Source organism: Baekduia sp. Peel2402 (assembly GCF_052567285.1).
Genome location: NZ_CP199582.1, coordinates 5363698 through 5389941, shown reverse-complemented (window position 1 = coordinate 5389941; position 26244 = coordinate 5363698). Strand labels below are relative to the sequence as shown.

General features: G+C 71.0%; 25 protein-coding genes. 16 read left to right on the top strand and 9 right to left on the bottom strand.

Annotation, left to right across the window (positions count from 1 at the left end; genetic code table 11):
• The first annotated feature begins 30 nt into the window (after positions 1 to 30).
• The 5 genes from ACT01A_RS26220 to ACT01A_RS26200 are packed head-to-tail and all read left to right on the top strand — an operon-like array spanning position 31 to position 4305.
• The gene (locus tag ACT01A_RS26220) at positions 31 to 1038 is read left to right on the top strand and encodes a glycosyltransferase (protein ID WP_445150062.1); all 1008 of its coding nucleotides are present in this window, start codon (positions 31 to 33) and stop codon (positions 1036 to 1038) included.
• Positions 1035 to 1922, top strand: a complete 888-nt coding sequence (locus tag ACT01A_RS26215) for a glycosyltransferase (RefSeq protein WP_445150061.1) — start codon at positions 1035 to 1037, stop codon at positions 1920 to 1922. The genes ACT01A_RS26220 and ACT01A_RS26215 overlap by 4 nt, the downstream gene beginning before the upstream one ends.
• Positions 1923 to 1931: 9 nt before the next feature.
• A complete protein-coding gene (locus tag ACT01A_RS26210) occupies positions 1932 to 2972 on the top strand; it encodes an LLM class flavin-dependent oxidoreductase (RefSeq protein ID WP_445150060.1) in 1041 nt (346 codons plus the stop codon).
• Positions 2973 to 2991: 19 nt separating this feature from the next.
• Positions 2992 to 3642: a hypothetical protein gene (locus ACT01A_RS26205; protein ID WP_445150059.1), complete on the top strand. Its 651-nt coding sequence runs from the start codon at positions 2992 to 2994 to the stop codon at positions 3640 to 3642.
• Positions 3643 to 3651: 9 nt separating this feature from the next.
• Positions 3652 to 4305, top strand: a complete 654-nt coding sequence (locus ACT01A_RS26200) for an HD domain-containing protein (protein WP_445150058.1) — start codon at positions 3652 to 3654, stop codon at positions 4303 to 4305.
• 61 nt (positions 4306 to 4366) lie between these two features.
• Here ACT01A_RS26200 and ACT01A_RS26195 read toward each other — a convergent pair whose 3' ends face one another.
• Entirely contained in the window at positions 4367 to 4885 is a 519-nt protein-coding gene (locus ACT01A_RS26195; RefSeq protein ID WP_445150057.1) for a DUF1697 domain-containing protein, read from the bottom strand.
• A 3-nt stretch (positions 4886 to 4888) separates the two neighbouring features.
• Positions 4889 to 5686: a uracil-DNA glycosylase gene (locus ACT01A_RS26190; RefSeq protein WP_445150056.1), complete on the bottom strand. Its 798-nt coding sequence runs from the start codon at positions 5684 to 5686 to the stop codon at positions 4889 to 4891.
• Positions 5687 to 5820: 134 nt separating this feature from the next.
• Between ACT01A_RS26190 and ACT01A_RS26185 the strand changes: the two genes are divergently transcribed.
• The 7 genes from ACT01A_RS26185 (at position 5821) to ACT01A_RS26155 (ending at position 10800) form a co-directional block, all read left to right on the top strand.
• Positions 5821 to 6534: a DUF2520 domain-containing protein gene (locus ACT01A_RS26185; protein WP_445150055.1), complete on the top strand. Its 714-nt coding sequence runs from the start codon at positions 5821 to 5823 to the stop codon at positions 6532 to 6534.
• Positions 6531 to 7400 (top strand): pantoate--beta-alanine ligase, encoded by an 870-nt coding sequence (gene panC / locus ACT01A_RS26180; RefSeq protein WP_445150054.1) that lies wholly within the window; start codon positions 6531 to 6533, stop codon positions 7398 to 7400. Before ACT01A_RS26185 ends, panC begins: the two co-directional genes overlap by 4 nt.
• 6 nt (positions 7401 to 7406) lie before the next feature.
• Complete coding sequence (gene panD / locus ACT01A_RS26175) at positions 7407 to 7790, top strand: aspartate 1-decarboxylase (RefSeq protein ID WP_445150053.1); 384 nt, start codon at positions 7407 to 7409, stop codon at positions 7788 to 7790.
• A 51-nt stretch (positions 7791 to 7841) separates the two neighbouring features.
• Positions 7842 to 8723 carry a 3-methyl-2-oxobutanoate hydroxymethyltransferase gene (gene panB, locus ACT01A_RS26170; RefSeq protein ID WP_445150052.1) on the top strand — a complete coding sequence of 294 codons (882 nt, stop codon included), beginning with the start codon at positions 7842 to 7844 and terminating at the stop codon, positions 8721 to 8723.
• A 77-nt stretch (positions 8724 to 8800) separates the two neighbouring features.
• Complete coding sequence (locus tag ACT01A_RS26165) at positions 8801 to 9427, top strand: DUF47 domain-containing protein (protein ID WP_445150051.1); 627 nt, start codon at positions 8801 to 8803, stop codon at positions 9425 to 9427.
• A gap of 9 nt (positions 9428 to 9436) precedes the next feature.
• The gene (locus ACT01A_RS26160) at positions 9437 to 10564 is read left to right on the top strand and encodes an anion permease (RefSeq protein ID WP_445150050.1); all 1128 of its coding nucleotides are present in this window, start codon (positions 9437 to 9439) and stop codon (positions 10562 to 10564) included.
• The gene (locus ACT01A_RS26155) at positions 10561 to 10800 is read left to right on the top strand and encodes a hypothetical protein (RefSeq protein ID WP_445150049.1); all 240 of its coding nucleotides are present in this window, start codon (positions 10561 to 10563) and stop codon (positions 10798 to 10800) included. Before ACT01A_RS26160 ends, ACT01A_RS26155 begins: the two co-directional genes overlap by 4 nt.
• 7 nt (positions 10801 to 10807) lie before the next feature.
• Here ACT01A_RS26155 and ACT01A_RS26150 read toward each other — a convergent pair whose 3' ends face one another.
• A complete protein-coding gene (locus ACT01A_RS26150; RefSeq protein ID WP_445150048.1) occupies positions 10808 to 11242 on the bottom strand; it encodes an acyltransferase in 435 nt (144 codons plus the stop codon).
• Between the two features lie 154 nt (positions 11243 to 11396).
• Positions 11397 to 12524, bottom strand: coding sequence for a hypothetical protein (locus tag ACT01A_RS26145; protein WP_445150047.1), 1128 nt, complete (start codon positions 12522 to 12524; stop codon positions 11397 to 11399).
• 119 nt (positions 12525 to 12643) lie between these two features.
• On the opposite strand from ACT01A_RS26145, the gene ACT01A_RS26140 reads away from it, so the two are divergent.
• The 3 genes from ACT01A_RS26140 (at position 12644) to ACT01A_RS26130 (ending at position 16465) form a co-directional block, all read left to right on the top strand.
• Positions 12644 to 13153 (top strand): hypothetical protein, encoded by a 510-nt coding sequence (locus ACT01A_RS26140; protein WP_445150046.1) that lies wholly within the window; start codon positions 12644 to 12646, stop codon positions 13151 to 13153.
• Positions 13154 to 13267: 114 nt separating this feature from the next.
• On the top strand, positions 13268 to 14791 hold the full coding sequence (locus ACT01A_RS26135) for a sigma-70 family RNA polymerase sigma factor (protein ID WP_445150045.1): 1524 nt from the start codon (positions 13268 to 13270) through the stop codon (positions 14789 to 14791).
• A 636-nt stretch (positions 14792 to 15427) separates the two neighbouring features.
• Positions 15428 to 16465, top strand: coding sequence for a LysM peptidoglycan-binding domain-containing protein (locus ACT01A_RS26130; RefSeq protein ID WP_445150044.1), 1038 nt, complete (start codon positions 15428 to 15430; stop codon positions 16463 to 16465).
• Between the two features lie 477 nt (positions 16466 to 16942).
• Here the strand turns inward: ACT01A_RS26130 and uvrA are convergent, their stop codons facing one another.
• The 5 genes from uvrA to uvrB all read right to left on the bottom strand — a co-directional run bounded on the left by uvrA (position 16943) and on the right by uvrB (position 24745).
• Positions 16943 to 19840 carry an excinuclease ABC subunit UvrA gene (gene uvrA / locus ACT01A_RS26125; RefSeq protein WP_445150043.1) on the bottom strand — a complete coding sequence of 966 codons (2898 nt, stop codon included), beginning with the start codon at positions 19838 to 19840 and terminating at the stop codon, positions 16943 to 16945.
• A 91-nt stretch (positions 19841 to 19931) separates the two neighbouring features.
• Positions 19932 to 21011, bottom strand: coding sequence for a hypothetical protein (locus ACT01A_RS26120; protein WP_445150042.1), 1080 nt, complete (start codon positions 21009 to 21011; stop codon positions 19932 to 19934).
• Positions 21012 to 21055: 44 nt separating this feature from the next.
• Positions 21056 to 21922: a DivIVA domain-containing protein gene (locus ACT01A_RS26115; protein ID WP_445150041.1), complete on the bottom strand. Its 867-nt coding sequence runs from the start codon at positions 21920 to 21922 to the stop codon at positions 21056 to 21058.
• A 17-nt stretch (positions 21923 to 21939) separates the two neighbouring features.
• On the bottom strand, positions 21940 to 22704 hold the full coding sequence (locus ACT01A_RS26110) for an A/G-specific adenine glycosylase (protein WP_445150040.1): 765 nt from the start codon (positions 22702 to 22704) through the stop codon (positions 21940 to 21942).
• A 16-nt stretch (positions 22705 to 22720) separates the two neighbouring features.
• A complete protein-coding gene (uvrB, locus tag ACT01A_RS26105; protein WP_445150039.1) occupies positions 22721 to 24745 on the bottom strand; it encodes an excinuclease ABC subunit UvrB in 2025 nt (674 codons plus the stop codon).
• A 67-nt stretch (positions 24746 to 24812) separates the two neighbouring features.
• On the opposite strand from uvrB, the gene ACT01A_RS26100 reads away from it, so the two are divergent.
• Positions 24813 to 26240: an amino acid permease gene (locus ACT01A_RS26100; protein WP_445150038.1), complete on the top strand. Its 1428-nt coding sequence runs from the start codon at positions 24813 to 24815 to the stop codon at positions 26238 to 26240.
• Positions 26241 to 26244: the final 4 nt, after the last annotated feature.

The following is a 26244-nucleotide window of genomic DNA, read 5'->3' as shown; positions in this document are numbered from 1 at the left end:
GATTTCTTCGTCGCGATAGCGTGCGGCCCGATGCTCGTCGGGGTCGACGCCCGCGCGCTGGCCGCTCGGCGCGGCGTCGCGCGGTTCACGCGCAGGATGGTCGAGGCCCTGGCTGCGCTCGATGGCGTCGGCGTGCGCGCGCTCGTTCCCGGCCGCGAGCCGGTGGAGTCGGTGGAGGGCGTGGAGATCGTGCGTACGCGCGCGCCGTCGCGGGTCGTGCACCTCGCGGGCGCGGTGGCCGGGTTCCCGCGGGTCGACACGCTGCTGGGCGACGACGTCGACGTCGTGTGGCTGCCCGCCCCGGCGCCGGTCGCGGCCGGCGACCCCTACGTGTTGACCGTCCACGACCTCTCGTGGGAGGACCGGCCGCAGGACTTCACGCGCTACGAGCGCCTGTGGCACCGCGCGGCGCGGCCGGCGGCGATCGCGCGGGGCGCGCGGGCGGTCGTGTGCGATGCGCCGTCGGTGGCCGAGCAGGTGCGCGCGCGGTGGGGCGTCAACGCGTGGGTGGTCGAGCCGGGGATCGACGCGCCGCCTGAGGAGGCGGCTACGGCGCGCGGCGGCGAGTACTTCTTGTACGTCGGCGCGCTGGAGCCGCGCAAGGGGCTCGACGTGCTCGCGGCGGCCTGGGCGCGGGCGGGGCTGGCGCGTGATGGCGTCGAGCTGCTCGTCGCCGGCGAGGGCCGCGAACCAGTTCCAGGCGCGACGCTGCTCGGGCACGTCAGCGATGCTGAGCTGCATTCGCTCTATGCGGGGGCGCGCGCGATCGTCCTGCCGTCGCTGCTGGAGGGCTTCGGCCTGACGCCGCGTGAGGCCGCCGCGCACGGAACGCCTTCGATCGTCTCCGACCTCCCCACGCTGCGCCTGCCCGGGACGCTGCGGGTGCCGCCGGGGGACTCCGGCGCGCTGGCCGAGGCGCTCCAGGCGCTCGACGCTCCCGAGCGCGCGCGCTTGGTCTCCGAGATCCCACCGACGCGCACGTGGGCCGAGGCGGCCACCGAGCTGCGCGCGGTGCTCGAAGGGGCGGCCGGACCGTGAGCGGCACCGGGATCGTCGTCGTCCTGCACGACTCCGCCGACGACCTGCGGCGGCTGCTCGGGTCGCTGGCCGCGGTCGCGGTCGCGCCGCAGGTGGTCGTGGTCGACGCGGGGTCCCAGGACGACGGCCCGCAGCTCGCGCGTGATTGGGGCGCCGAGGTGGTCGAGGCCGGCGACGTCGGCTTCGGCGCGGCCAACAACATCGGGTTGGAGCGGATCGACGCGAGCGTCACGCTCCTGCTGAACCCGGACATCGTGGTCGGTGACGTCACGGCGATCGAGAAGCTCACCCGCCACGCCCGCCGCGAGGACGCGCTGCACGTGCCACGGCTGCTCAACCCGGACGGGTCGGTTCAGCGCAGCGCACATCCGGTCCCGGGACGTGTCTCGGCGCTCCTCCCGGCCATCGTGCATCCCCGCGCGCTGCCTGGGCCGCTGCGCCACGCCGCCGACCCGTGGCGCGCCGACGCGCCCGACGACCGTCCCGTCGGCTGGGCGATCGCCGCCGCCGTCGCTGCGCGTACCGACACCCTGCGTCGCCTCGGCCCGTTCGATCCCGCCCAGTTCCTGTTCTACGAAGACCTAGACCTTTGCCTGCGCGCACGAGCGGCCGGCGTCCCGACGATCCTGCATCCGGGCGTGACGATGGAGCACCGCGGCGGCCACTCGACGGGGCCTGCGTACGGCGGCGAGCCGCATGAGCTGCTGGCCGTGCGGCGGCGGGAGGTGGTGCGCGCCAACCTCGGCGCGCGCGCCGTCTCGCTGGACGACGCCGCCCAGGCGCTGACGTTCGCCACGCGCGGCGCCGGCCGAGCCGCGCTGCGCCGCGACGCCGGCCGCGAATGGGCGCAGCTACGCGCTTTGCGCGCCGCCCGTCGCGGGTAGCGCAAACGCATGACCCAGTTCTGGTTCGCCGCAGCGACGGAGGAGTTCACCCCGTCGGAGATGCTCGAGCACGCGAAGGCCGCCGACCGCGCAGGCTTTGACGCGATCGGCTCGTCGGATCACTTCCACTCGTGGTTCCCGGAGGGCAAGGGCAGCGCCGCGTGGGTGTTCCTGCCGGCCGCCGGCCAGGTCGTCACCGACAAGCCGCTGTTCACCAGCGTCACGCCGATCTTGCATCACTACCACCCGGCGGTCGTCGCGCAGTACTTCATGAACTTGGAGGAGCTGTACCCCGGCCGCGTGGTGCTGGGCGTGGGCTCGGCGGAGGCGCTGAGCGAGGTGCCGCTCGGGCTGGACTGGCCGGAGCCCGGCGAGATGCTGCGGCGGTTCGAGAGCGGCCTTGAGGCGATCACGCGCCTGTGGGACGGCGAGACCGTCACGATGGACGGCGGCTGGTTCAAGTTGGACAACGCGAAGTTGATGACCATGGCGCCGACGCGGCCGCGGATGATCGTCAGCGCGTTCGGGCCGGACGCGGCGGCGATCGCCGGCAAGTACGGCGACGGCCTGTGGACGCTCGGCGATCCCGAGAGCGCGCCTGAGGTGATCGAGGCCTACAAGAAGGCGTGCGCGGAGAACGGGCGCGAGGTCGGGGACATCATCTTGCAGGCGGGCTTCGCGCTCGGTGACGACGAGGCCGCGCTGATCAAGCACACCAAGAAGTGGAAGACCACGCAGTTCCCCGAGTACTACCTCGAGTCCGACCACGACCTCGAGAAGATGGCGCGGTCCGCGGAGGAGCGGATGAGCGATGAGGAGTTCGCGCACGAGGGCTTTCTGGTCAGCGCGGACGTCGACGAGCACATCCGCCGCATCAAGGAGATGATCGCGATCGACGACGCCGTCAGCGTGATCTGCCTGCAGGGCATCGGCGACCTCGACCCCATCACCTCGATCCGGCGCTACGGCGAAGAGGTCCTCCCCGCACTGGGCGGCGGAGGCGGCGGCGAGCGCTTCTCGCGCGACGTGGACGCCGCTCGCCAGGCCTGACCGCCATGCTTGGGGGTCGATGCTGGAACTCCGCGGGGCCGCACCCGGCCTCCTCGACGATCCCCTGCTGCTCGAAGTCGGCGGCGCGCCGCCCAACGCGGCGCTGACCTGGCGCGCCCGGGTACGCGACGACGACGGCTTCGTCTGGCGGGCGAGCGGCACGCGCGTCGACGCGCTGGCGTGGACGCCGGCGAAGGCCTCCGCGGGCGACGTCGCCGCCCTGCGCTCGCTGCGCCCGGTCGACCTCGACGTCCGCGTGGAGGATCCCGAGGGCGCCACGGCGTCCCGCACGCTCAAGCGCACGCTCCTGGCCGAGGGCGTGCGTGCGCGGCGGTGGAAGGACGGCGTCGCCGGCACGCTCTACCTCCCCGCCGCGGCGACCGGCGGCGCAGCGATCCTCGACGCCCGCGCAACGGAGGCGGAGACGACCGTCCCGGTCGCCGCCGCGCTGCTCGCTTCGCGTGGCGTGCTCGTCTTCGCCCTCACGCGCGGCACGCCTGAGGCGGCGCGCGAGGCGCTCGCCGCGGTCCCCTCCGCCCCCGCCGACGTCGCGATCCTCGACGCCGTCCCGCTCCCGCCCGGCGTCCCGGCGCGCACGCCGCCCAACTCCGCCGCGTGGGACGCGCTGCTGGCAGACCTCAGCGCCCGGCCGCGCCGCGTGGCACGCTGATCCGCGCCCGTGCCCGAGGAGTTCACCGACACGCCGCTGCTGACCGCGCGCTTTGACGCGGCGCTGCACTACGCGACGCGCCACCACGCGCGGCAGCTGCGCAAGGGCACGCCGATCCCGTACGCGGCCCACATCCTGGCGGTCGCGTCGCTGGTGCTGGAGATGCACGGCGACGAGGACGAGGCGATCGGCGGGCTGCTTCACGACGTAGTCGAAGACGGCGGCGGGCGCGACGCGCTGGAGGAGATCACGCGGGAGTTCGGCGTCGAGGTCGCCGCGATCGTCGCCGCCAACAGCGACACGCTCGACCCCGACGAGCGGCCCGGCTGGTACCAGCGCAAGCGCGCCTACGTCGACGCGTTCGCCGACAAGTCGCCCGCCGCCCTGCGCGTGTCGCTGGCCGACAAGATCCACAACGCCCGCTCGATCCTCACCGACTACCGCACGCACGGCGACGACCTCTGGGCCCGCTTCGGCCAAGGCCTCGGTCTCGCGACCCGCGTCTACTACCGCGAGCTCGCCGCCGCCTTCGAACGCGAACGCGACCGCCTCGGCCCCGCCGCCCAGCCCTACGTCGACGAGCTCCGCCGCACCGTCGACGCGATCACCGCGATGGCCGAGACCCACCAGGGACCGGACTCGCGGACGCTCTTCGACGCCTAGAGCGCCCGCCAAACGCGTGAAACCCGCGATATGCGCGCGGGTCAGGTGCCACTCGTCGCCGCTACAGCGCCGAGAGCTTCTCGACCGTCCGCCAATTGCGGCCGGTCAGGCGTACGCCGAAGCGCTTCTCGTTCATGGCCTTGGCGAGGGGTGAGTTCTGGACGCCGTTGGGGAGCCAGAGGTAGGCCTCGCGGCCGCGGATCGCGAAGGCCTCGGGCGCGAGGTCCTTCGGGTCGAGGTCGGAGGCCTTGGATGCGTCGAGCTTGCCGTCGCCGAAGAGCACCAGGTAGCGCGAGGCGTTGCTGGCGACGTCCTTCAGCGGGTTGGCCTTCAGGATGTCGTTGAGCTCGTCCTGGGTGCGCAGGACGACCGGGACGTCCCAGCCGGCGATCGCCGCGATCGCCTTCTCGACCTTCGTCAGGCTCGCCTTGCGGCCGTTGAAGACGACGTTCCCGGAGTTCACGTAGGTCTTGATCTCCGTGAAGCCCAGCTCGGAGAAGGCCTCGCGCAGGTCGGCCATCGCGACCTTCGTCGTCGGCCCGACGTTGACCCCGCGCAGCAGCGCGACCTGGCGCGGCATGTCCTAGAACAACCCCAGCTGGTCGCCCTGGGGCTCGGGCTCGGGCTCTTCCCCGCCCGGTGGCGGCGACGCGGCGGGCGCGACGACCGCTTCCAGCTCCTCGGCGAGCGTCGGCGGGCCGGGCTCGCGCGGCTCGTCCACCGCGTCGGCCTCGACCACCTCGGCCTCCGCCACTTCCAGCGGCGCCTCCACCAGCGGCGGCGGCTGCTCCGGCGCGCCCAGCGCCAGCAGCCCCGGGATCTGCTGGAAGTCGCGCCGCAACACCTCGACGTTGGCGGGCGTGTACAACGCGGCGGCCGGGTGAAAGACCGGGAAGAGGCGCACGCGCCGCGGCCCGACCAGGCGCTCCTCGGCCCGTCCGTGGATCCGCATGATCCCCGTCGGGTCGCCGCGCAGCAGCTTGGTCGCGAAGTTCCCGAGCGTGCAGATGATCGTCGGCTGCACCTGCTCGATCGTCCCGAACAGCCACTCCTGGCAGTTCTCGATCTCGACCGGATGCGGGTCCCGGTTGCCCGGCGGCCGGCAGCGCAGCACGTTGGTGACGAAGACCTGGTTGCGCGTCAGCCCGATCTCGCCAAGCAGCTGGTCGAGCAGCTTCCCGGCCTGTCCGACGAACGGCAGACCGCGCTCGTCCTCGTTGCGCCCGGGCGCTTCGCCAACGAACATCAGGTCGGCGTTGGCGTTCCCGCCGCCGAACACGACGGTGTGGCGCGTCTGCGCCAGTTGCGGGCAGCGCGTGCAGTTGCGCGCCTCGTGGAAGAGGCCCTTCAGGGCCTCGCGTCGCTCGTCGGCCGACACCACGGCCTGGACACTAGACCGATGGCCGGACCACGGGGTGTTCCATCCCGCAATCTGCGTGGATACACTGCGCGCTGAACGCAAAGTTCGCGACCGGCATCCGGGCCGTCCGGAGCTGGACCGAAGACGCTTCGCTCATGACTCCTGTCCTTCCCGCCTGCGCGGTCGTTGGTCACGGCCGCCTCGGAACGGCGCTCGCCGATGCGCTGCGCGCTGCCGGCATGCCGGTCGACGGCCCGCTGGGTCGCGGCGCCTCCGCGGACGGCGCCGACCTCGTGATCCTCGCGGTCCCAGACGCCGAGATCGCCAACGCCGCCTCCTGTATCGCGGAGGGCGTCCTGGTCGGCCACTGCTCCGGCGCGACGACCCTCCAGCCGCTGCTCGCGTCCGGCCACACGCGCGCCTTCAGCCTGCACCCGCTGATGACGATCACCACGCGCGGCGCGGTGTTCCAGGGCGCTCACGCCGCGGTCGCCGGCAGCGACGACGCCGCACGCGCCACCGCTGAACAGCTCGCCCGCACGCTCGGCATGACGCCCTTCGAGGTCGCCGACGACGACCGCGCCGCCTACCACGCGGCCGCCTCGATCGCCTCGAACTTCCTGATCACGCTCGAGTGGACCGCCGAGCGCGTAGGCAACGTGGACCGGGCCGCGCTCGCGCCGCTGGTCCGGGCGACCGTCGAGAACTGGGCCGCCGAAGGCCCCCGCTCCGCGCTCACCGGCCCGATCGCCCGCGGCGATGAGGCGACAGTCGCCCGCCAGCGCGAAGCCGTCCTCGCTCGCAGCCCCGAATCGGTGGCGCTCTTCGACGCCCTCTCCGACTCCACCAGGGAGCTGGCGGCGTCATGAGGACCATCCGCACCGTCGCCGAGCTGCGCGCCACCCGCCGCCCCGGCGAGTCCGTCGCGCTCGTCCCGACGATGGGCTACCTCCACGACGGCCACCTCAGCCTCATCCGCGCCGCGCGCCACCAGGCCGACCAGGTCGTCGTCTCGCTGTTCGTCAACCCCGCGCAGTTCAACGACCCGTCCGACCTGGACAACTACCCCCGCGACGAGGCTCGCGACGCCGAGCTGGCCGCCGACGCCGGCGCCGACCTCCTCTTCGCCCCCACGCCGGACGAGGTCTACCCGCCCGGCTTCGCGACGCAGGTCCGCGTCGCCGGCCCGCTCACCGAGTCGCTCGAGGGCGCCCACCGCGGCGCCGAGCACTTCCACGGCGTGACGACCGTCGTAACCAAGCTGCTGAACATGGTCGGGCCGGACGTCGCGCTCTTCGGCCAAAAGGACGCCCAGCAGGCGCTTGTGATTCGCCGTCTGGTGACGGACCTCGACCTGCCGGTCCGCATCGAGATCGGCGCCACCGTGCGCGAGCCCGACGGCCTTGCGCTGTCCTCGCGCAACGTCCGTCTCGAGGCGGACGACCGACAGCGCGCGCTCGCGCTGTCCCGCGCGCTGCGCGCCGCTGAGGGCACCGTCGCCGCCGGAACGGCCGACGCCCGACAGATCCTGACCGCGGCCCGCGCCGCGATGACCCCCTTCGACGTCGAGCCCGAGTACCTCGCGCTCGTCGATCCCGAAGACCTGTCCCCCGTGTCCGCGGTCGACCAGGAGACGCTCCTGGCGGTCGCGGCGCACGTCGGACGGGTACGACTCATCGACAACACGATCCTCGCGCCGCCGTCATCGAACGGCGCTGCGAACGGGAGGCACTGAGCGCTCATGCAGCGCGTCATGCTCAAGTCAAAGATCCACCGAGCGACCGTCTCGGATTGCGATCTGCACTACGTCGGGTCGATCACGATCGATCCAGATCTGCTCGAAGCAGCCGACATCCTGGAGCACGAGCAGGTGCACGTGGTGGACGTCGACAACGGCGCCCGCTTCGAGACCTACACCATCGCGGGCGAGCGTGGCTCGGGCGCGATGAAGGTCAACGGCGCCGCGGCACGTCTCGTGCACCGCGGTGACACCATCATCGTCATCTCATATGGGCAGTACGACGAGGCCGACCTGGAGCGCTACGAGCCCAAGGTCGTCCACGTCGAGAAGGACACCAACACCATCATCGACGTGGATGCGGCGGTGGCGACCCTCCTCAGCTAGAGGGCGTCAACCGAGTCAGATCCACAGGAGGCAATGGAAAGCATGTCCACGATGCGCAGCATCACCGTCCCGGCCGACGCCTCGCGCCTGCCGGTGACGCTCCCGCGAATCGCCGAGAAGAAGCGCCTCGGCGAGCCGCTGGTCATGGTCACCGCCTACGACTACCCGTCGGCGCTGGCCGTCGACAAGGCCGGCGTCGACCTCGTCCTGGTCGGCGACTCCGGCGCGATGACCGTCCTCGGCTACCCGTCGACGGTCGCGGTGACCCTCGACGAGCTGATGGTCCTGGCCAAGGCGGTCCGCCGCGGCCTGACCACCCCGTTCATGGTCGCCGACCTGCCGTTCGGGTCCTACGAGGTCTCCGATGCCCAAGCGGTCGAGACCGCGTTCCGGTTCGTCAAGGAAGCCGGCGCGGACGCCGTCAAGCTCGAAGGCGGCGGCGAGGTGTCGGTCGCACGGGCCCGCGCGATCGTCCAGGCCGGGATCCCGGTCATGGGCCACGTCGGCCTGACGCCGCAGACCTCGACGGCGCTCGGCGGCTACCGCGCCCAGGGCCGGACGGCCGAGGCGGCGACCGAGGTCGCCCGTCAAGCGCTCGCGCTGCAGGAGGCGGGCTGTTTCAGCGTCGTCTTCGAGGCGATTCCGAGCGCCGTCGCCGAGACCGTCATGCCGAAGATGGACGCGCTGGTGATCGGCATCGGCGCGGGTCCGTCCACGGACGGGCAGGTGCTCGTGTTCCACGACCTGCTCGGTATCCGCGAGGGTCGCGGCGCCCGCTTCGTGCAGCGCTACGCCGACATCCTCGACGAGATGGTCTCCGGCGTCGCGGCTTACGCCGACGACGTGCGCACCAAGCGCTACCCCGGTCCCGACCACGGCTACTCGATCCCGGACGAGGAGCTGGCGGCCTTCAAGGCGTCGCTGTCCTCCTAGGCACTTCAAGCGGCCTCCGCCCTCCGGGGCGGGGGCCGCGTGCTTTCACATCGTGTTCACGCGCTACTCTGCCGCCCGTGGCCCGTCTGTCTCAGGTCTTTGCCCCGAAGGACCGCGAGTTCTTCGATCTCTTCGAGGAGGCCGGGCAGAACATCGCCCGCGCCGCCGACCTCTTGGATCAGATGCTGGCCGCCTGGCCGGATCGCAAGGGGCTGGCGCGCGACATCCTCGTGTGCGAGCAGGAGGGCGACCGGATCACGCACGACATCATCCACCGCCTCAACGCGACGTTCGTCACGCCGATCGACCGCGAGGACATCCTCGCGCTCGCCTCGGCCCTCGACGACATCATCGACTACACCGAGGAGGTCGCCGACTACATGGGCCTCTACCGGATCGAGGCGCCGATGGAGCAGGCCGTGCGGTTGTCGCACATCCTGGTCCAGGCGACGCGCCAGGTGTCGGAGGCGCTGCCGCGGATGCGCGGCTTCCAGGACCTCAGCCACTACACGGTCGAGATCAACCGCCTGGAGAACGACGGCGACCGCGTCTCGCGCGAGGCGATGGCGTCGCTCTTCGATCACGGGATCGACCCCATGGTCGTGATCCGCTGGAAGGACATCTACGAGCGCCTCGAGCAGGCGATCGACGCTTGCGAGCACGTTGCCAACGTGCTCGAGGGCATTGTCATCAAGAACTCGTAGTTGTAGTCCATGGACTCCGACATCGTCCTGTACATCGTGGTCGCCACGGCGCTGGCGTTCGACTTCACCAACGGCTTCCACGACACCGCCAACGCCATCGCCACGTCGATCTCGACGCGCGCGATGTCCCCGCGCGCCGCCGTGCTGATGAGCGCGGTCCTGAACTTCGCGGGCGCGTTCATCTCGCTTGAAGTCGCCGCGACGGTCGCCAAGGGCATCGTCGAAGCCGACGCGGTCACGCCGACGATCGTCTTCGGCGGCCTGATCGGCGCGATCGCCTGGAACCTCGCGACCTGGTGGTTCGGGCTGCCGTCGTCGTCCTCGCACGCGCTGATCGGCGGGATGATCGGCAGCGCGTTCGTCGCCAAGGGCGCCGACGTGATCGAGGGCGACGGCGTCGTCGAGAAGGTCATCCTGCCCGCGCTGATCGCGCCGACGCTGGCGTTCATCGTCGCCGGGATCTCGATCCTGGTGGCCTACCGCGTGGTGGGCCGGCAGCGACCAGGCGTCGTCAACCGCGGCTACCGGCTCGGGCAGATCATCACCGGCTCGCTGTTCTCGCTCGCGCACGGGACCAACGACGCGCAGAAGACGATGGGCATCATCACGCTCGCGCTGATCGCCCACGGCGACATCGCGGCCAACGACTTCCACGTGCCGACGTGGGTCGTGGTGTGCAGCGCCAGCGCGATCTCGCTCGGCACCTACTCCGGCGGTTGGCGGATCATCCGAACGATGGGCTCGCGGATCATCAAGATGGACCCGGCCCAGGGCTTCAGCGCGCAGGGCTCCGGCGCGGCGATCGTGCTGACCGCGTCGCATCTCGGCTTCCCGCTCTCCACGACGCACGTGATCAGCGGCGGCGTGATGGGCGCGGGCGCGGCGAAGCGCCTGAGCGCCGTCCGCTGGGGCGTCGCCGGGAACATCGCGCTGGCGTGGCTGCTGACGCTGCCGTGCTCTGCGGTGATCGGCGGCGTCGCCTACGGGCTGACGCAGATCTTTGGCAGTGACGCGGTCGGCGTCGTGCTCGTCGCGCTGCTGGTCATCGGCCTGATCGCGGCCGCGTTCGGGTCGCGCCTGCGCCGCGGCCCGGCGATCACCGCGCCCACGGCCACGGCGGAGGTGCCGTCGTCGTGATCGGCGCCACGATCGAGTGGGACAAGATCGGCGAGCTGCTGTACGTCGCGCCGCTGGCAGGGCTGGCGGTGTCGATCACCTACGCCTTGATGATCGTCGGCTGGGCGCGCGCGGGCGAGGCGCGCCAGAGCGGCGCCGGAGGGCGCGCGGTGGCCTACAGCGCGCTGGGCGTCGCGGCGACGATCGGCTTCGTCGGCGTCGTCGTCTTCGGCGTCACCGTGATCATCCACAAGTAGGTCTGGCCTACTTGTAGGTGATCGTCTTGAGCACGCGGGCGGGCGCGCCGGCGGCGATCGAGAAGGCGGGGATGTCGGTCGTGACGACCGAGTTGGCGCCGATCACGCAGCGCTCGCCGATGGTGACGCCGGAGGTGACGACGACGTTGGCGCCGCACCACACGTTGTCGCCGATCCGCGTCGGGCCCTTGGACGTGAAGCCCTGCCACGGCACGGGCGCCTCCGGGTCGTCGAAGCGGTGGTTGCCGTCGGTGACGAAGCAGCCGTTAGCGAACATGCAGTGGTTGCCGATCGTCACCTCGTGCGTCGCGGCGACCATCACCCCCATGTTGAGGAACGAGCCGCCGCCGATGCGGATGCGGGCGTCGCCGGGCGCCGTCAGCCAGACGTTGGGCTCGAACATCACGTTGGGGCCGAGGCTCAGGCGGTCCTGGAGCAGCATCTCGAGGACGTTGCCGTGGATCGGCCAGCGCGCGAACGACTCGCGCTTGGCCAGCTCGTAGTGGATCCGGGCGCGGTTCCAGGGGAAGTGGTTCTGCTCGTACCAGCGCCACTTCTGGGCCCAGAGCCGCGCCTGGGTGCGGTTGAGCAGGGGCTTACTGCTCCTCGGCGCTGCCCGCGCCGCGCAGGATCTTCGAGAGGTGCTCGGCGATCTCGACCGCGCTGCCCTCGTTGCCGCCGGCGCGGATCCGTGCTTGGACGGAGTGCAGCGACGTCCGGTCGTTGAGGTCCTTCTGGGCGGCCTGGAGCTGCGAGGTGATTTGGCTGCTCAGCTCGCGTAGGCGGTGCTGGGCGTCGCGGACCGCTTCGGACAGGGCCTTGGACTCGACGCCGGCCAGGTCGGCCTGGGCGCGGGCCTCACGCAGGAGCGCGTCGGCCTGCTCGCGGGCTTCGCGCGTGATGCCGCGGGCCTCGACGCGCGCCTCGGTGACGTCCTTCTCGGCCGTCTGCTTGATGCGGACGGCCTCCTCCTGAGCGGCCTGGATCACGCGGCGCGCCTCGTGCTCGGCGCCGACGCGACGGCCGTCGGACGCGTTGTCCAGGTCACGCACGCGGGCGGCGACCGCGGCCTGGACGCGCTGCTCCTCGCCGGCCTGGTGCTCGGCGAGCGCGCGCTGGTGCTCGGCGCGAGCGGCCTCCAACTCGGTTTCGACCTGGGCGCGGGCGGCGGCAACCGCGGCGGCCTGCTCCTCCGCGGCCAGGGCGGCGACGCGCGCGGCCTCGTTGCGGGCGTCGGCGCGGAGCTGCTCGGCGTCGGCGCGGCCCTGGTCCAGCGCCTGCTGCGCCTGCTCGCGTGCCTCGGCAAGCAGCGCCTCAGCCTGCTCGCGGGCCTCGGCAAGGGCGCGCTCGGCGGCGGCCGGATCCGGCGCGGGCGGCGCGGCGCCGGGCGTGGGCACGGCGGTGGGCGCAGGCGGCGCGAGGTCGGGCACGAGCGCGGGCGGCTCCGGCGGCGCGGCGACCGGCTCCGGCGCGACGTGCAGCTGCGTCGGCGGCTCGGGCGCGGCCTGAAGCGGCGCGGGCGGCGGAGGCGGTGGGACGACGCCGCCCAGCTCGGAGGTGAACGGCCGGTGGCGCACGGTCAGCTCGTGGCCGCGGCCGCCGCCGGGCAGGACGATCTCGCGCTCGCTGACCAGCTCGATGTGGCCGAAGCGCAGCGTCAGGTCCGTCAGCAGAGCGGAACGATCGGGGCCGGTAACGGTGACGACGGACGGTTCACTTGCCATACACGCCCAACGCTACCGGTCGCTCAGGCGGTCAGCGGGGTGCCTGGCCGGATTTCGTGATCTTTCCTCGCGGGGTGTGTCAGCACGGTGAACCGCACACGAGACAGGAGGGGACGCACATGCTCCGCACCCGCATCGTCGGCGCCGTTGGCGCACTGGCCCTGCTCGCCGCTCCGGCGGTGGCCGTCGCTCATGGCGACGGGCATCACGGTGGCAAGCACGGCAAGAAGCACCACCACAAGAAGAAGCACCCGCGTGACGTGACCGGCACGGCGGTCGCGACGATTCAGTCGTTCGCCAACGGCGAGCTGACGCTCTCGCTGCCCAGCGGCCGGACGTTCACGGCCGACGTCACCGACCGGAGCGTGATCATCTGCCGCACCGCAGCGGCACCGGTGACGCCCGCCGCCAAGGCCTCGCACGATGGCCCGGGCAAGGGCAAGCACGGCGATGACGACGCGACCACCACCGCGCCGCCGTCCACGACCACGCCGCCGGCGACCGTCCCGGATAACAGCCAGGGCCGTTGCGGCACCGACAAGCTCATCGCCGGAGCCAAGGTCTCCGACGCTCGCCTGTCGCTGAAGGGCGACACGGTGATCTGGAAGAAGGTCATCGTCGTCTCCTAGCGACCGACATCCTGCTCCGCCGCGGCCCGAATGGCCCCCGGGCCGTGGGCGGGGTGGGGTTTGAGGGAAGTACGATCGGGTGATCGCCGTCGGAGGAACTGGGTCAGGACATCGATGAAGTCGTCTGCCTTGCGCCACCCCGCCCGTCTGGCGGGAGCGTCGCTGCTGCGCCTGCAGAGCGACGAGCGGCTGGCGGAGCTCGCGGGCTCCGGTCACGAATCCGCCTTCGACGCGATCGTCGATCGCTACCGGACGCCCTTGCTGCGCTACTGCACCGGGATCGTCGGCCCATCGCGGGCCGAAGACGCGGTGCAGCAGGCGCTCATCAACGCCCACGACGCCCTGCAACGGATCGACGACGTGCGCAACCTTCGCTCTTGGCTGTACCGGATCGCCCACAACGCATCGCTGAACGTGCTGCGTGCGGTGAGAGACGACGTGCCCTTGGATGAGTACGAGTTGGCAGCTTCACGCGGCGGTGGCGCGAGTGCCGCCGCGGCCGGGCCGGCCGAGTCTTTTGAGCGGTCCGAGCGGTTCCGCTCCACCTTGGCCGCGCTCCAGGCGCTGCCCGAGCGCCAGCGCGCGGCGCTGGTCCTGCGGGAGCTCGAAGGCCGCTCGCACGAGGAGATCGCCGCCGCGCTCGGCGTGACCAAGGGCAGCGCGCGCCAGCACCTGATGCGAGCGCGCGTCGCCGTGCGCACAGCGGTGACGGCCGTGACGCCGTACCCGCTCGTGGTTCGGCTGGCGGAGTGGGCGTCGGCGAGCGCGGCGGGCGGATCCGGCTGGGTCGACGCCGCCGCCACCGCCGGCGCTGGGGCGTCTTTGGCCAAGCTGACCGCCGGCCTCGCCGCTACGGGCGCGCTAGTGGGCGGCGCCGCGGTCGGGACGGAGCACGTCGTGCACCGAGGGTCGGGCGCAAGCGTGAGCGCCGGCGCGGCGGAGCTCCCTCGGGCCGCGGAGCGCTCTGCTGAGCGGGTGGTCAAGCGGGCGAGTGAGGTTGTCGTGGCGGTGCCGGCGGAGGCGACGCCTGCCGCGGCGACCGCGGCGCCAGCGCCGGTGAAGAAGAAGGCGTCCTCGCCGGCTCCGCGGCGCGAGCGCCGCTCGGCGCCGCGGGACGGCGGCGGCCCGAAGGCCAAGGCGCCCGTTTCGTCGCCTGCGGCGCCCGTCGCACCGGTGACGACTTCTCATCGCGGCCGTGGTGGCTCGGACTCCCACGACGATGATCGGTCCGAGCGGGACTCGCACCGCGGCCGCGACGCTGATCGTGGCGCCACGCCGCCACGCCGTGGCCGGCAGGAGAAGGGCGACAAGCGCGGGTCGTCGGAGCGTGGGAAGAAGGGCGACCGCTCACCGTCGTCTGAGCCTCCGACGTCCCACCGCGGGGGTAAGGGCGAGGACGCGAGCAAGGGCGGTGGCGAGTCGAGCGGCTCCGGCTCCGGCTCGGGATCGGGGTCGAGTAAGTCTTCCGGCCGCGGCTCGGGCTCGGGTTCTGGCTCGACCACCACGACCACGACCGACTCCGGGTCGAGCTCCGGCTCTGACTCCGGCGGCGAGACCCCTTCGGCGACGACCACTACCACCGAGCCGCCGCCGTCGACGACCACCACGTCGCCGGTGGACTCCGACGACGAAGGCTGAGCGAGCCGCCGAGCGTTTCACCTCAGGCGGTGTCGGGCGGCGCGAGGCGTTGGGGGTTTGGCATCAAGGGCGTGAGGCCGTCGAGGCAGGGCCGGCGCTGGGGGTGTGGTTCGTCGCTGGGGTGATGCCGGCGCTGGCGGGCACCGCGCATCCAGTCGATTGCTCGGCCACGGCAGTGACCTCCGGGGCAATTCGGGCCCGAAGCTTCGGGTTTCGGGGATCCGGGTCGCTAGGAGCTGCATATACGACGCTTCAGCGACCCGGACCTCGAAATGGAGGTCCGGGTCGAGTTAGCCCCGATATACGACGCTAATTCGACCCGGATCTCCAGTTCGGCCCCGAACCCTTCTCCCGAGGGCCGACGGACGACCGCCCTGGCCCCCAGCGACGAGCCACACCGGCCAGCGCCCGCCCTGCCACACCGCTCTCACGCCCTTGATGCCAGACCCCCAACGCCCGCGCCACCCGCCGCCATCGAGATCCTCGACGGCGCGCGCGTTGTCCGCCCCCTGACCGCCTGCACCCGGCGTTGCGAGGGGACGTAATCCCGCGCGTGCTGTTCGGTAGGCGCACGACCGAGGCAAGGTGGTTGACATGCTCTCGCGTCTCGCGGTTCCCGTTGTTCTGCTCTCAACATTGATCACCCCCGCTGCCGCATCAGCGGCGTCGCATCTGGTGGTGGCCGGCGAGACGCTGTCGGGGATTGCGGCGAGCAATGGGCTGTCGACGTCGCAGTTGGCGGTCGCGAACGGGATGGCGCCGGATGCGTTTGTGATCCAAGGCACGTCGATCACCGTCCCGGCGCCGGGGACGGCGGCTTCCGCTTCCGGGAGTGGCGCGGGCGTCGCGACGCCGGCCCCGCTCGGCGGGTATCGCGTGCGGCTCGGGGACTCGCTGAGCGCGATCGCCGCCGAGCACGGTGTCAGCGTCGGGCAGCTCGCGGCGCTGAACGGGTTGAGCTCTGAAGGCACTTTGATCGCGGGCGCGTCGCTCAAGCTGCCGAGCGGCGGCAGCAGCGGGAGCGCCACCGCGTCGACGTCGTCAAGCTCGACCGCCTCCGGCGGTGGCCATCACGTCGTTCCGGGCGACACGCTCACCGGCATCGCGGCCGCGAACGGGATCACGCCGGCCGCGCTGGCCGCCGCCAACGGCCTCTCGCCGAACGCGTTCGTCATCGCGGGCACCAAGCTGACGATCCCGTCGGGCGCACCGGCGTCGAGCGTCCCGGCGGCGGCGGCCGCCAACGTCCCGTCCTCCGGCGCGGCAGCTGGCTCGCCCGGGCGGCTGACCGCCTCGCAGATCGGCTCGATCGCCGCCGCCAACGGCGCGCCCGCGTCGCTCGCCTCGGCGATCGCGTGGCAGGAGAGCGGGTTCAACAACGCGATGGTGAGCGTCGCCAACGCGCGCGGGATCATGCAGGTCATGCCGAGCACCTGGCAGTACGTGCAGAACGAGCTCGGCGCCGGCCGCCTGGATCCGTCGTCGCCGTCCGACAACGTCCGCGCCGGCTCCGTCCTGCTCTCGCGCCTGCTGCGCGACACCGGCGGCGACACCGCGACCGCCGTCGCCGCCTACTACCAGGGCCTCGGCTCGGTGCGGAAGATCGGCATGCTGCCCGAGACCCGGCAGTACGTCGCCAACGTGCTCGCGCTGCGCTCCCGCTTCGGCGGCTGAGCGCAGGCGCGCTGCTCGGACAGCGCGCATCGGGCCGCCTTCGTGCCGTAGGCGGAGGAACCGCACCCGTTGGCTCAGGGCGTCCAGCAAGCTGCCAACACGCTGCAACCACACGCCCACATAGTCTCTACCAAAGCGGAAGCGAACTTCCGGAACTTCGACTTCAAGACCTGCTGGCACTGCTGCTTGTTGTTGTTCTTGCTGGTCGTGGCCAACCTCCTCTTCTTGCCGTCACGCTTGTCCGTCTCGGCGGTTTCGGAGAACCGCAAATTCAGAGCGCGCAAGGCTGTCAGCGAAAGCAACCCAAGGACGCACCGCAACTGAGCGGAGCCGAAGCTCAGCTCACTGAACGCCCTCAACCAACGGGTACAGGCATTCTACCCCGGCTCTGACGACCTCGCACGAAGTTTCGCGAAAGGCTGTAACCGGTTCAGGCAACGGCGGCCGGCAGCAGGGGCGCCGTATGGTGCGCGCAGCCTAGGCCGCCGCGGCGACCTTCTTGCGCGGTGCCCGCGGCTTCTTGGCCGCGGCCTTCGGGGCCGTGGCGGTGACGAGCTCGCGCAGGAACTCGCCCGTGTGGGAGCCCGGCGTTGCGGCGACTTCCTCGGGCGTGCCGGTGGCGACGAGCACGCCGCCCTCCTCCCCGCCCTCGGGACCCATGTCGATCAGGCGGTCGGCGGTCTTGATGACGTCGAGGTTGTGCTCGATCACCACGATCGAGTTGCCCGCGTCGACCAGCCGCTGCAAGACCTCCAACAAGCGCTGGACGTCGGCGAAGTGCAGGCCCGTCGTCGGCTCGTCCAAGATGTACAACGTGCGGCCGGTCGCGATCTTCGAGAGCTCCGTCGCGAGCTTGACGCGCTGCGCCTCGCCGCCCGACAGCGTCGTCGCGGGCTGGCCCAACCGGATGTAGCCCAGCCCCACGTCGCGCAGCGTCTCCAGCCGGCGGTGGATCTTCGGGATGTTCTGGAAGAACTCGACGGCCTCCTCGACGGGCATGTCGAGCACGTCGGCGATCGTCTTGCCCTTGAAGCGCACCTCGAGCGTCTCGCGGTTGTAGCGCTTGCCGTGGCACTGCTCGCACGGGACGTAGACGTCCGGCAGGAAGTGCATCTCGATCTTGATCTGCCCGTCGCCGCGGCAGACCTCGCAGCGCCCGCCCTTGACGTTGAACGAGAACCGGCCCGGCTTGTAGCCGCGGACCTTCGCCTCGGGCGTCTTGGAGAACAGGTCGCGGATGACGTCGAACAGGCCCGTGTACGTCGCCGGGTTGGACCGCGGCGTGCGGCCGATCGGCGACTGGTCGATCTGGATGATCTTGTCGACCTGGTCCAGCCCCAGGACGGCGGTGTGCGCGCCCGGCCGCTGCCGCGCGCGGTGCAGCTTGTTGGCCACCGCCTTGAACAGGACCTCGTTGACGAGCGTCGACTTGCCCGAGCCCGACACGCCCGTCACGCACGTCATGACGCCGAGCGGCACCTTGACGTCGACCTTCTTGAGGTTGTGCTGCTTGGCCCCGCGGATCTCGATGTAGCCCGACGGCGTGCGCCGCTTCGTCGGCACCTCGATCCGGCGCGTCCCCGCCAGGAACTGCCCGGTCAGCGACGACTTGACCTTCATCACCTGCTTGGCCGTGCCCTGGGCGATGACCCGCCCGCCGTGCTCGCCCGCGCCCGGCCCGATGTCCACGACGTGGTCGGCCGCGTGCATGGTCTGCTCGTCGTGCTCGACGACCAGCACCGTGTTGCCGAGGTCGCGCAGGCGCTCCAGCGTCCCGATCAACTTGGTGTTGTCGCGCTGGTGCAGCCCGATCGACGGCTCGTCCAAGACGTACAACACGCCGACCAGCGCGGAGCCGATCTGCGTCGCCAGCCGGATTCGCTGCGCCTCGCCACCGCTCAGTGTCGCCGCCGCGCGCTCCATCGACAGGTAGCCGATCCCGACGTTCTCCAGGAACATCAGCCGCTCCTGGATCTCGCGGAAGATCAGCCTCGCGATGTGCTGCTCGGTCTCGGTCAGCTCGACCTCGTCCAGCCACGCCAGCGCCCGACGGACCGAGAAGCGACAGAACTCGTGGATCGGCAGGCCGCCGACGAGCACCGCCCGCGACTCCGGCCGCAGGCGCGCGCCCTTGCACACCGGGCACGGCACGAGCGACATGTACTCCTCGATCTTCTCGCGGACGGACTCGGAGTCCGTCTCGCGGTACCGCCGCTCGAGGTTGGCGACGATCCCTTCAAAGCGCGTCGAGTACGACCGCCGACGGCCGTACCGGTTGCGGTACGAGACCTCGACGCGGTCGCCGTTGGTCCCCTGAAGGAACAGGTCCTGGTGCTCGGTGGGCAGGTCGCCCCACGGCGTCTCCATGTCGACGCCGTACTTCTCGGCGATCGCCTCGGTGATCTGCTCGTAGTAGTTGGAGGCGCTGTTGGCCCACGGCGCGATCGCGCCCTCCCCCAGCGACAGCGACGGATCCGGCACGACCATCATCGGGTCGATCTCCATCTGCGACCCGAGCCCCGTGCAGCGTTCGCACGCGCCGTGCGGCGCGTTGAACGAGAAGATCCGTGGCTCCAGCTCCGGGATGACCGGGCCGTGGTCGATGCACGCGAACTTCTCGGAGTACAAGGTCAGCGTGCCGGTGCCGTCCTTGGGCGCCGTCTCGATCTCGACCATGCCGTCGGCCAACGCCACCGCGGTCTCGATCGAGTCCGCCAGCCGCTTGCGCACGCCATCGCGCATCACGAGCCGGTCGACCACGACCGAGATGTCGTGCTTGAACTTCTTGTCAAGGACGATGTCCTCGTCCAACGACCGCAGCTCGCCGTCGACCTTCGCCCGCTGGAAGCCCTCGGACTGGAGGTTCTTCAGCGCCTTGCCGTACTCGCCCTTGCGGCCGCGCACGACCGGCGCGAGCACCATGAAGCGCTCGCCCTCCGGCAGCTTCAGCACCTGGTCGATGATCTGCTCGGCCGACTGCCCCTGCACCGGCTTGCCGCAGATGTGGCAGTGCGGGTGCCCGATGCGCGCCCACAGCAGGCGCAGGTAGTCGTAGATCTCGGTGACCGTGCCGACGGTCGAGCGAGGGTTGCGCGACGTCGTCTTCTGGTCGATCGAGATCGCCGGCGACAGACCCTCGATCGAGTCGACGTCAGGCTTGTCCATCTGCCCGAGGAACTGCCGCGCGTAGGCCGACAGCGACTCGACGTAGCGGCGCTGGCCCTCGGCGTAGATGGTGTCGAAGGCAAGCGAGGACTTGCCCGAACCGGACAGACCGGTGATGACCGTCAGCGCATCCCGCGGGATCGTGAGGTCGACGCCCTTGAGGTTGTGCTCACGGGCTCCTGAGACGACGATGGCGTTCTTCGGCGGCACTGTCGATCGAGTGTAGCCAGGGGAACAGACGTTCGTTCCCGGACACGTCATGCGCGGACGAAGGCACCCGCAAAATGCGGGTTTCGGGGCGCTACTTGGCGCTCTTGACCACGCTCTTGAACGCCGCCAGCGCGGGCTTCGCGCGGAACGTCCCGTCCGGCCGCCATTGCAGCAGGCCCGAGTAGTCGAACGAGTTCGGCGAGCCGTTGTCGACCGTCGCCCACGTGTACCAGTAGACCCGCGCGAGCCGCAGCGACTTGCGCTGGGCCAGCAGCAGCTTGTAGACCGAGCGCAGGCGATCGGCCTGCCCCGCCTCGGTCGTCTCCCAGTTCTGCGTGAGCGGCGTCTTCTTGCCCTTCGCCGAGGACCACGTCAGCTCGGTGAGCCACAGCGGGACCTTCGAGTAGCCCCGCTTGTTCAGCACGTCGCGGTTGAGCCGCACGATCTTCAGCGCGTTCGACGGACGCCCGCTGAACGGGTGCGCGCCTGCGGCGTCGAAGCGCAACCGCGCACCGCCGGAGTCCAGCAGCTTCGCCAGGTCCCGCCAGGAGTAGTTGGCCATCGAGGCCATCAACACGGTCGCGCCCTTGTCGGCCTTCTTGACCGCCGGGTAGGCCGCGCGCAGCAGCGCCGCGTACGGCTTGGCGAACGGCTGCTTGCGGAAGTAGTCCTTCAGGTTGGGCTCGTTCCAGATCTCCCACGCCCGGACCGGCCGCTTGGCGACCTCCGGATGCTCGACCCAGAGTGACCCGTTGGGCCCGTAGCGCGTGATCAGCGCGGTCGCGTACGCCGCGTAGTCGGCCACCTTGGCCGGCGGCACGAACGGATCCGCGTCACCGCCGTTGGCCCACGCCGGCGCGCGCAGCACCAACCCCAACACGTCGATCCCCTGCCGCGCCGCGGCCAGGACCTTGCGGTCGGTGTTCGCCCAGGCGAACTGCCCCGGCGACGGCTCGACCTGGTCCCATGCCATCTCGACGCGCCAGGTCTCCACGCCCGCGGCCTTCATGTCGGCGGCCTGCTGATCGAGGTTGACGGCGGGCGAGTCCAGCGGCCCGTTGACCATCACCCCGAAGAAGTCCTTTGGGACGGCCGCGTCCGCGGACGGCGCGGCGGCGGGGACGAGCAGGAGCGCGCCCGCGGCGAGCAGGGCGAGAACGAGACGGAGCATCAAAGCTCCGAACGCGGGTGAGCGCTGCGAGTTGCGGACCGCGATCAGGACTCGACGGTCGCGTAGACCTCGTCCAGCAGCGCGGCGCGGTCGGCGAGGTCGAAGTTCTCGGCGAGATAGCGGTCGGTCTCGTCGCGCGAGGTCCCGTTCAAGGCCATGTTGAGCGCGACCAGGCGCGCGCCCTCAGCGTCGTCGTCGCCACCGGACGCGGCCGGCGCGGCAGCGGCCGGCGTCGGCGTCGGCGCGGCGTTCGTGGGCTCGTCGATCGGCAGCTGCTCGACCACGTCGTCGTCCTCGAGCTCGTCGTCGGCCTCCGCGACCGGCGGTGCCGGCTCGGGCTCGGCCACGACGGCCGGGACCGACTCGACGACCCGTCGCGGGGCCGGCGCGTCCTCCGTGCGGCCCGACGCCTCGTACAGGTCGCCCATGCCGCCCTCGAGCAGCGACAGGTCCGCGGTCAGGCGGTTGGCGCCGGTGCGCAGCGACTCGACCAGCCCCGACAGCTCGGACTCCATCGCGTCGACGCGCTGCAGCATCTGTGTGGTCGCGGCGGACACCTTGCCGACGTGATCCTGGGACTTGGCGACCGCGTCGTCGCGCGTGTCGCGCGCAGCAGCCTCGGCCTCGTCCTTGATCCGCGCCGCCTCGTCCTGCGCGGAGCGCTCGATCGCGGCCGCGGACGACTCCGCCGCCTCGACGATCGCGCGCACCTGCTCGGACGCGGCTTGCGCGATCGAGGCGGGGCTCGACTTCGCGGCAGCGACCGCGCCACCACCGGCGCCGGCACGGCGCCGCAGCTCCTCGACCTCCTCGGCGATGCGCGCCAGGTGCGCGTCGACCGCCTCGGGCTCGTAGCCGCGGCGGCCAATGGGGAAGTCGCGCTTCTCGATGCTCTGACGGTCCAGGGCCATGGCGCGAACAGTAACGATCAGACCGGAAGACTGAGGCCGTCCGCGCCACGACGCACCAGCCCGTCGCGCACGAGCGACTCGATCGCCCGCTCCAGCCGCTCCAGCTCAATGCCCTCGGGAAGCGGTGCGCCGGTCGCCAGCGCCTCGACGATCCGGCCGCGAACCCAGCGGTTGGAGTCCTCGAAGCGCTCGCGCTTGCCGGCGCCTGCACCTCGCCGCGGCGCGATCTCCACGCGGCCCGCCGACGCGCACGTCGCCGCCACCGGACAGGTCGCGCACGCCGCGTCCCGCGCCCGGCAGACCATCGCGCCGAGCTCCATCAGCGCCTGGCCGAGGTCGGGCGAGGGCGCATCGCCGGGATCGAACCCCGTTCGCTCGATCACCCGGCGCACGTTGGTGTCCACCGGCAGCTCGTGGCGCCCGAACGCGAACGCCCCCACCGCCGCGGCCGTGTACGGCCCGATCCCGGGCAGCGTGCGGAGGTCGTCCGGCCAGCCGTCCCGCGCGACCACCGCGCACGCCTCGCGCAACCGCAGCGCGCGCGAGTTGTAGCCCAACCCGACCCACGCGGCGAGGACGTCCGGGATCGGCGCCTGCGCCAGCGCCGCCGCGGTCGGCCACCGCTCCAGCCACTCCAAGTACCGCGGTTCGACCCGCGCCACCTGCGTCTGCTGGAGCATCACCTCCGAGACGAGGATCGCGTACGGGTCGCGCGTCCGCCGCCACGGCAGGTCCCGCGCCTCGCGGCCGTACCACTCCAACAACGCGTCGGCGAGCGACATCGACCGCGGACGCTACCTAGGCCGGCGCCTCCATATCCGTGATCTGCCGCAAATCCCGCCGCAGCTCGCGGATCTCGTCCCTCAGCCGCGCCGCGTACTCGAAGCGCAGGTCCTCGGCGGCCTCGAGCATCTCCTTCTCCAGCTCGATGATCGTCTTCTCGAGCTCGCTCGACGTCATCGCGTCGGTCTTGACCTTCTTGCGGTCGGTCCGGCGGCCCTTCTTGGGGGTCTTGGAGTCGCCCTGCAAGAACTCGGCGATGTCGGAGATGCCCTTGACGATCGAGGCGGCGGTGATGCCGTGGTCCTCGTTGTACTTCAACTGGATCGCGCGGCGGCGGTCGGTCTCGCCCAAGGCCGCCTTCATCGCCGCCGTCTCCTTGTCGGCGTACATGATCACGCGGCCGTCGACGTTTCGGGCGGCGCGGCCGATCGTCTGGATCAGCGACGTCTCGCCGCGCAGGAAGCCTTCCTTGTCGGCGTCGAGGATCGCGACCAGGGACACCTCCGGGAGGTCCAAGCCCTCGCGCAGCAGGTTCACGCCGACCAGGACGTCGTACTCGCCCAGCCGCAGGTCGCGGATGATCTGGATGCGCTCCAGCGTGTCGACCTCGGAGTGCAGGTAGCGGACCTTGAACCCCATCTCCAGCAGGTAGTCCGTCAGGTCCTCCGACATCTTCTTGGTCAGCGTCGTCACGAGCACGCGCTCGTTGCGGTCGACGACCTCGCGGACCTCGTTCATGAGGTCGTCGATCTGGTTGCGCGTCGGGCGGACGTCGACCTGCGGATCCACGATGCCCGTCGGCCGCACGATCTGCTCGACCACCGTGCCGCTGTGCGCGCGCTCGTACTGGCCCGGCGTCGCGCTCACGAACACCATCTGCGGGGCGATCGTCAGGAACTCCTCGAACGTCTGCGGCCGGTTGTCCAGCGCGCTCGGCAGCCGGAAGCCGTAGTCGACCAGCGTCTGCTTGCGCGACCGGTCCCCCTCATGCATGCCGCCGATCTGCGGCACGGTCTGGTGGGACTCGTCGATCATCAGGACGTAGTCGTCGGGGTAGTAGTCCAGCAGGCAGTAGGGCCGCTCGCCGGGCATGCGGCCGTCGAGGATCCGCGAGTAGTTCTCGATGCCGTTGCAGAAGCCCATCTCCCGCAGCATCTCCATGTCGTACTGCGTGCGCTGGCGCAGGCGGTGGGACTCCAGCAGCTTGCCCTCGGCCTCCAGCTCGGCGCAGCGGTGGTTGAGCTCGCGCGCGATCTCCTCGACCGTCCGCTCCATCGTGCCCTCGCGCACGTTGTAGTGCGATGCCGGCCAGATGCCGATGTGCTCGAGATCCGCGTTGACGAGCTCGCCCGTCAGCGGGTCGAACTCCTGCAGCGCCTCGACCTCGTCGCCGAAGAACGTCGCCCGGTAGGCGGTCGACTCGTGGTAGGCGGGGAAGATTTCCAGCGCCTCGCCGCGGACCCGGAACGTGCCGCGCGCGAGGGCGGCGTCGTTGCGGTTGTACTGGATCGTGACCAGCTTGCGCAACAACAGGTCGCGGTCGATCTCCTCGCCCTTCTTGAGGATCACCAGGTTGTCGTTGTACGTGTCCGGCGAGCCGAGGCCGAAGATCGCGGAGACCGAGGCGACGATGATCACGTCGCGGCGCCCGAAGAGCGCGGCCGTCGCCGCGTGGCGCAGCCGGTCGATCTCCTCGTTGATCGCCGAGTCCTTCTCGATGTACAAGTCCTTGGACGGGACGTACGCCTCAGGCTGGTAGTAGTCGTAGTAGGACACGAAGTACTCGACCGCGTTGTCCGGGAAGTACGAGCGGAACTCGTTGCACAGCTGAGCGGCGAGCGTCTTGTTGTGGGCCATGACCAGCGTCGGGCGCTGGGTGCGCTCGATCACCGAGGCCATCGTCATCGTCTTGCCCGTGCCGGTCGCGCCGAGCAGCGTGGTCATCGGCACGCCGTTGCCCAGCGCCTCGACGATCCCGTCGATCGCCTTGGGCTGATCGGCCATCGGGCTGTATGCGGCATCGAGGCGAAATGGCGGCATAAGGAACCAGGATAGGGCGGCATGCGGTCTGGTTTGGCCCGCATGGACCATGGAAACACCTGCGCGCATGGCGACAGTGGCGGGGCGCAGCGGCATCTTCGCGCGCAAGCGCGGCAAGCACTTGCAGGGCAATCAGGACGGCGCGGGCGGCGGGCTCAAGCGCGCAGTTGGCGCGCTCGACCTGATGGCGCTCGGCATCGGCGGCACGATCGGCACCGGCATCTTCGTGATCATCGGCGAGGCGATCGACCTCTCCGGGCCGGCGATCATCCTCAGCTTCGCGCTCGCCGGGATCACCTGCGTCTTCAGCGCGCTCTCCTACTCCGAGCTGGCGGCGGCGATCCCGGTCTCCGGCTCGGCTTACACCTACTCCTACGCGACGCTCGGCGAACTGGTCGCGTGGATCATCGGCTGGGACCTGATCATCGAGTACGGGTTCTCGGTCTCGACGATCGCGGTCGGCTGGGGCGGCTACCTGAAAGACCTGCTCGACAGCGTCTTCAGCATCTCGCTGCCGACGGCGATCACCTCGCCACCGGGCGAGGGCGGGACCGTGAACCTCTTCGCCGCCGGCCTCGTGATCGCCGCGATGTTCCTGCTGCTGGCGGGCGTGCGCGAGAGCGCGCGCGCCAACACGGTCCTCGTCCTGACCAAGCTGACGATCCTGCTGTTCTTCATCGTCGTCGGGATCACGCACTTCACCGGCGGCCACTTCACGCCGTTCACCCCGCACGGCACCGGCGGAACCGTCGACGCCGCCGCGCTGATCTTCTTCGCCTACATCGGCTTCGACGCGGTCTCGACGACCGGCGAAGAGGCCGAGAACCCGCAGCGCGACCTGCCGATCGGGATCATCGGCTCGCTGGTGCTGGTGACCATCGTCTACATCCTGGTCGCCGTCGCGGCGATCGGGCTGGTGCCGGCCGACACGCTGGCGGGCGCCGACGCGCCGCTGACCGAAGCGATCCGCAGCGGCGCGGGCCTGGGCCCATGGGCCGGGGACATCATGTCGATCGGCGCGCTGGTGGCGATCACGAGCGTCGTGCTGACGATCTTCTACGGCCAGACGCGGATCTTCTTCTCGATGTGCCGCGACGGGCTGATGCCCGGCGGCGGCTGGCTGTCGAAGCTCTCGCCGCGCAAGGTGCCGAGCCGGATCGTCGTCGTGTTCGGCGTCCTGATCGCGGTGATGGCGGCGCTGATCCCGCTCAGCGAGCTGGCTGAGCTGGTCAACATCGGCACGCTGTTCGCGTTCCTGCTGGTCAACATCGGCGTGATCGTGCTGCGCCGCACCGAGCCGGACATGGACCGCCCGTTCCGCGTGCCGTTCGTGCCGGTCTTCCCGCTGATCGGCGCGGGGCTGTGCATCTACCTGATGACCAAGCTCCAGGGCGAGACCTGGTGGCGCTTCGGGATCTGGCTGGCGATCGGGCTGCTGATCTACTTCTTCTACGGGCGCAACCACTCCCGGGTGCAGGAGGACGCACCGCAGTAAGGTT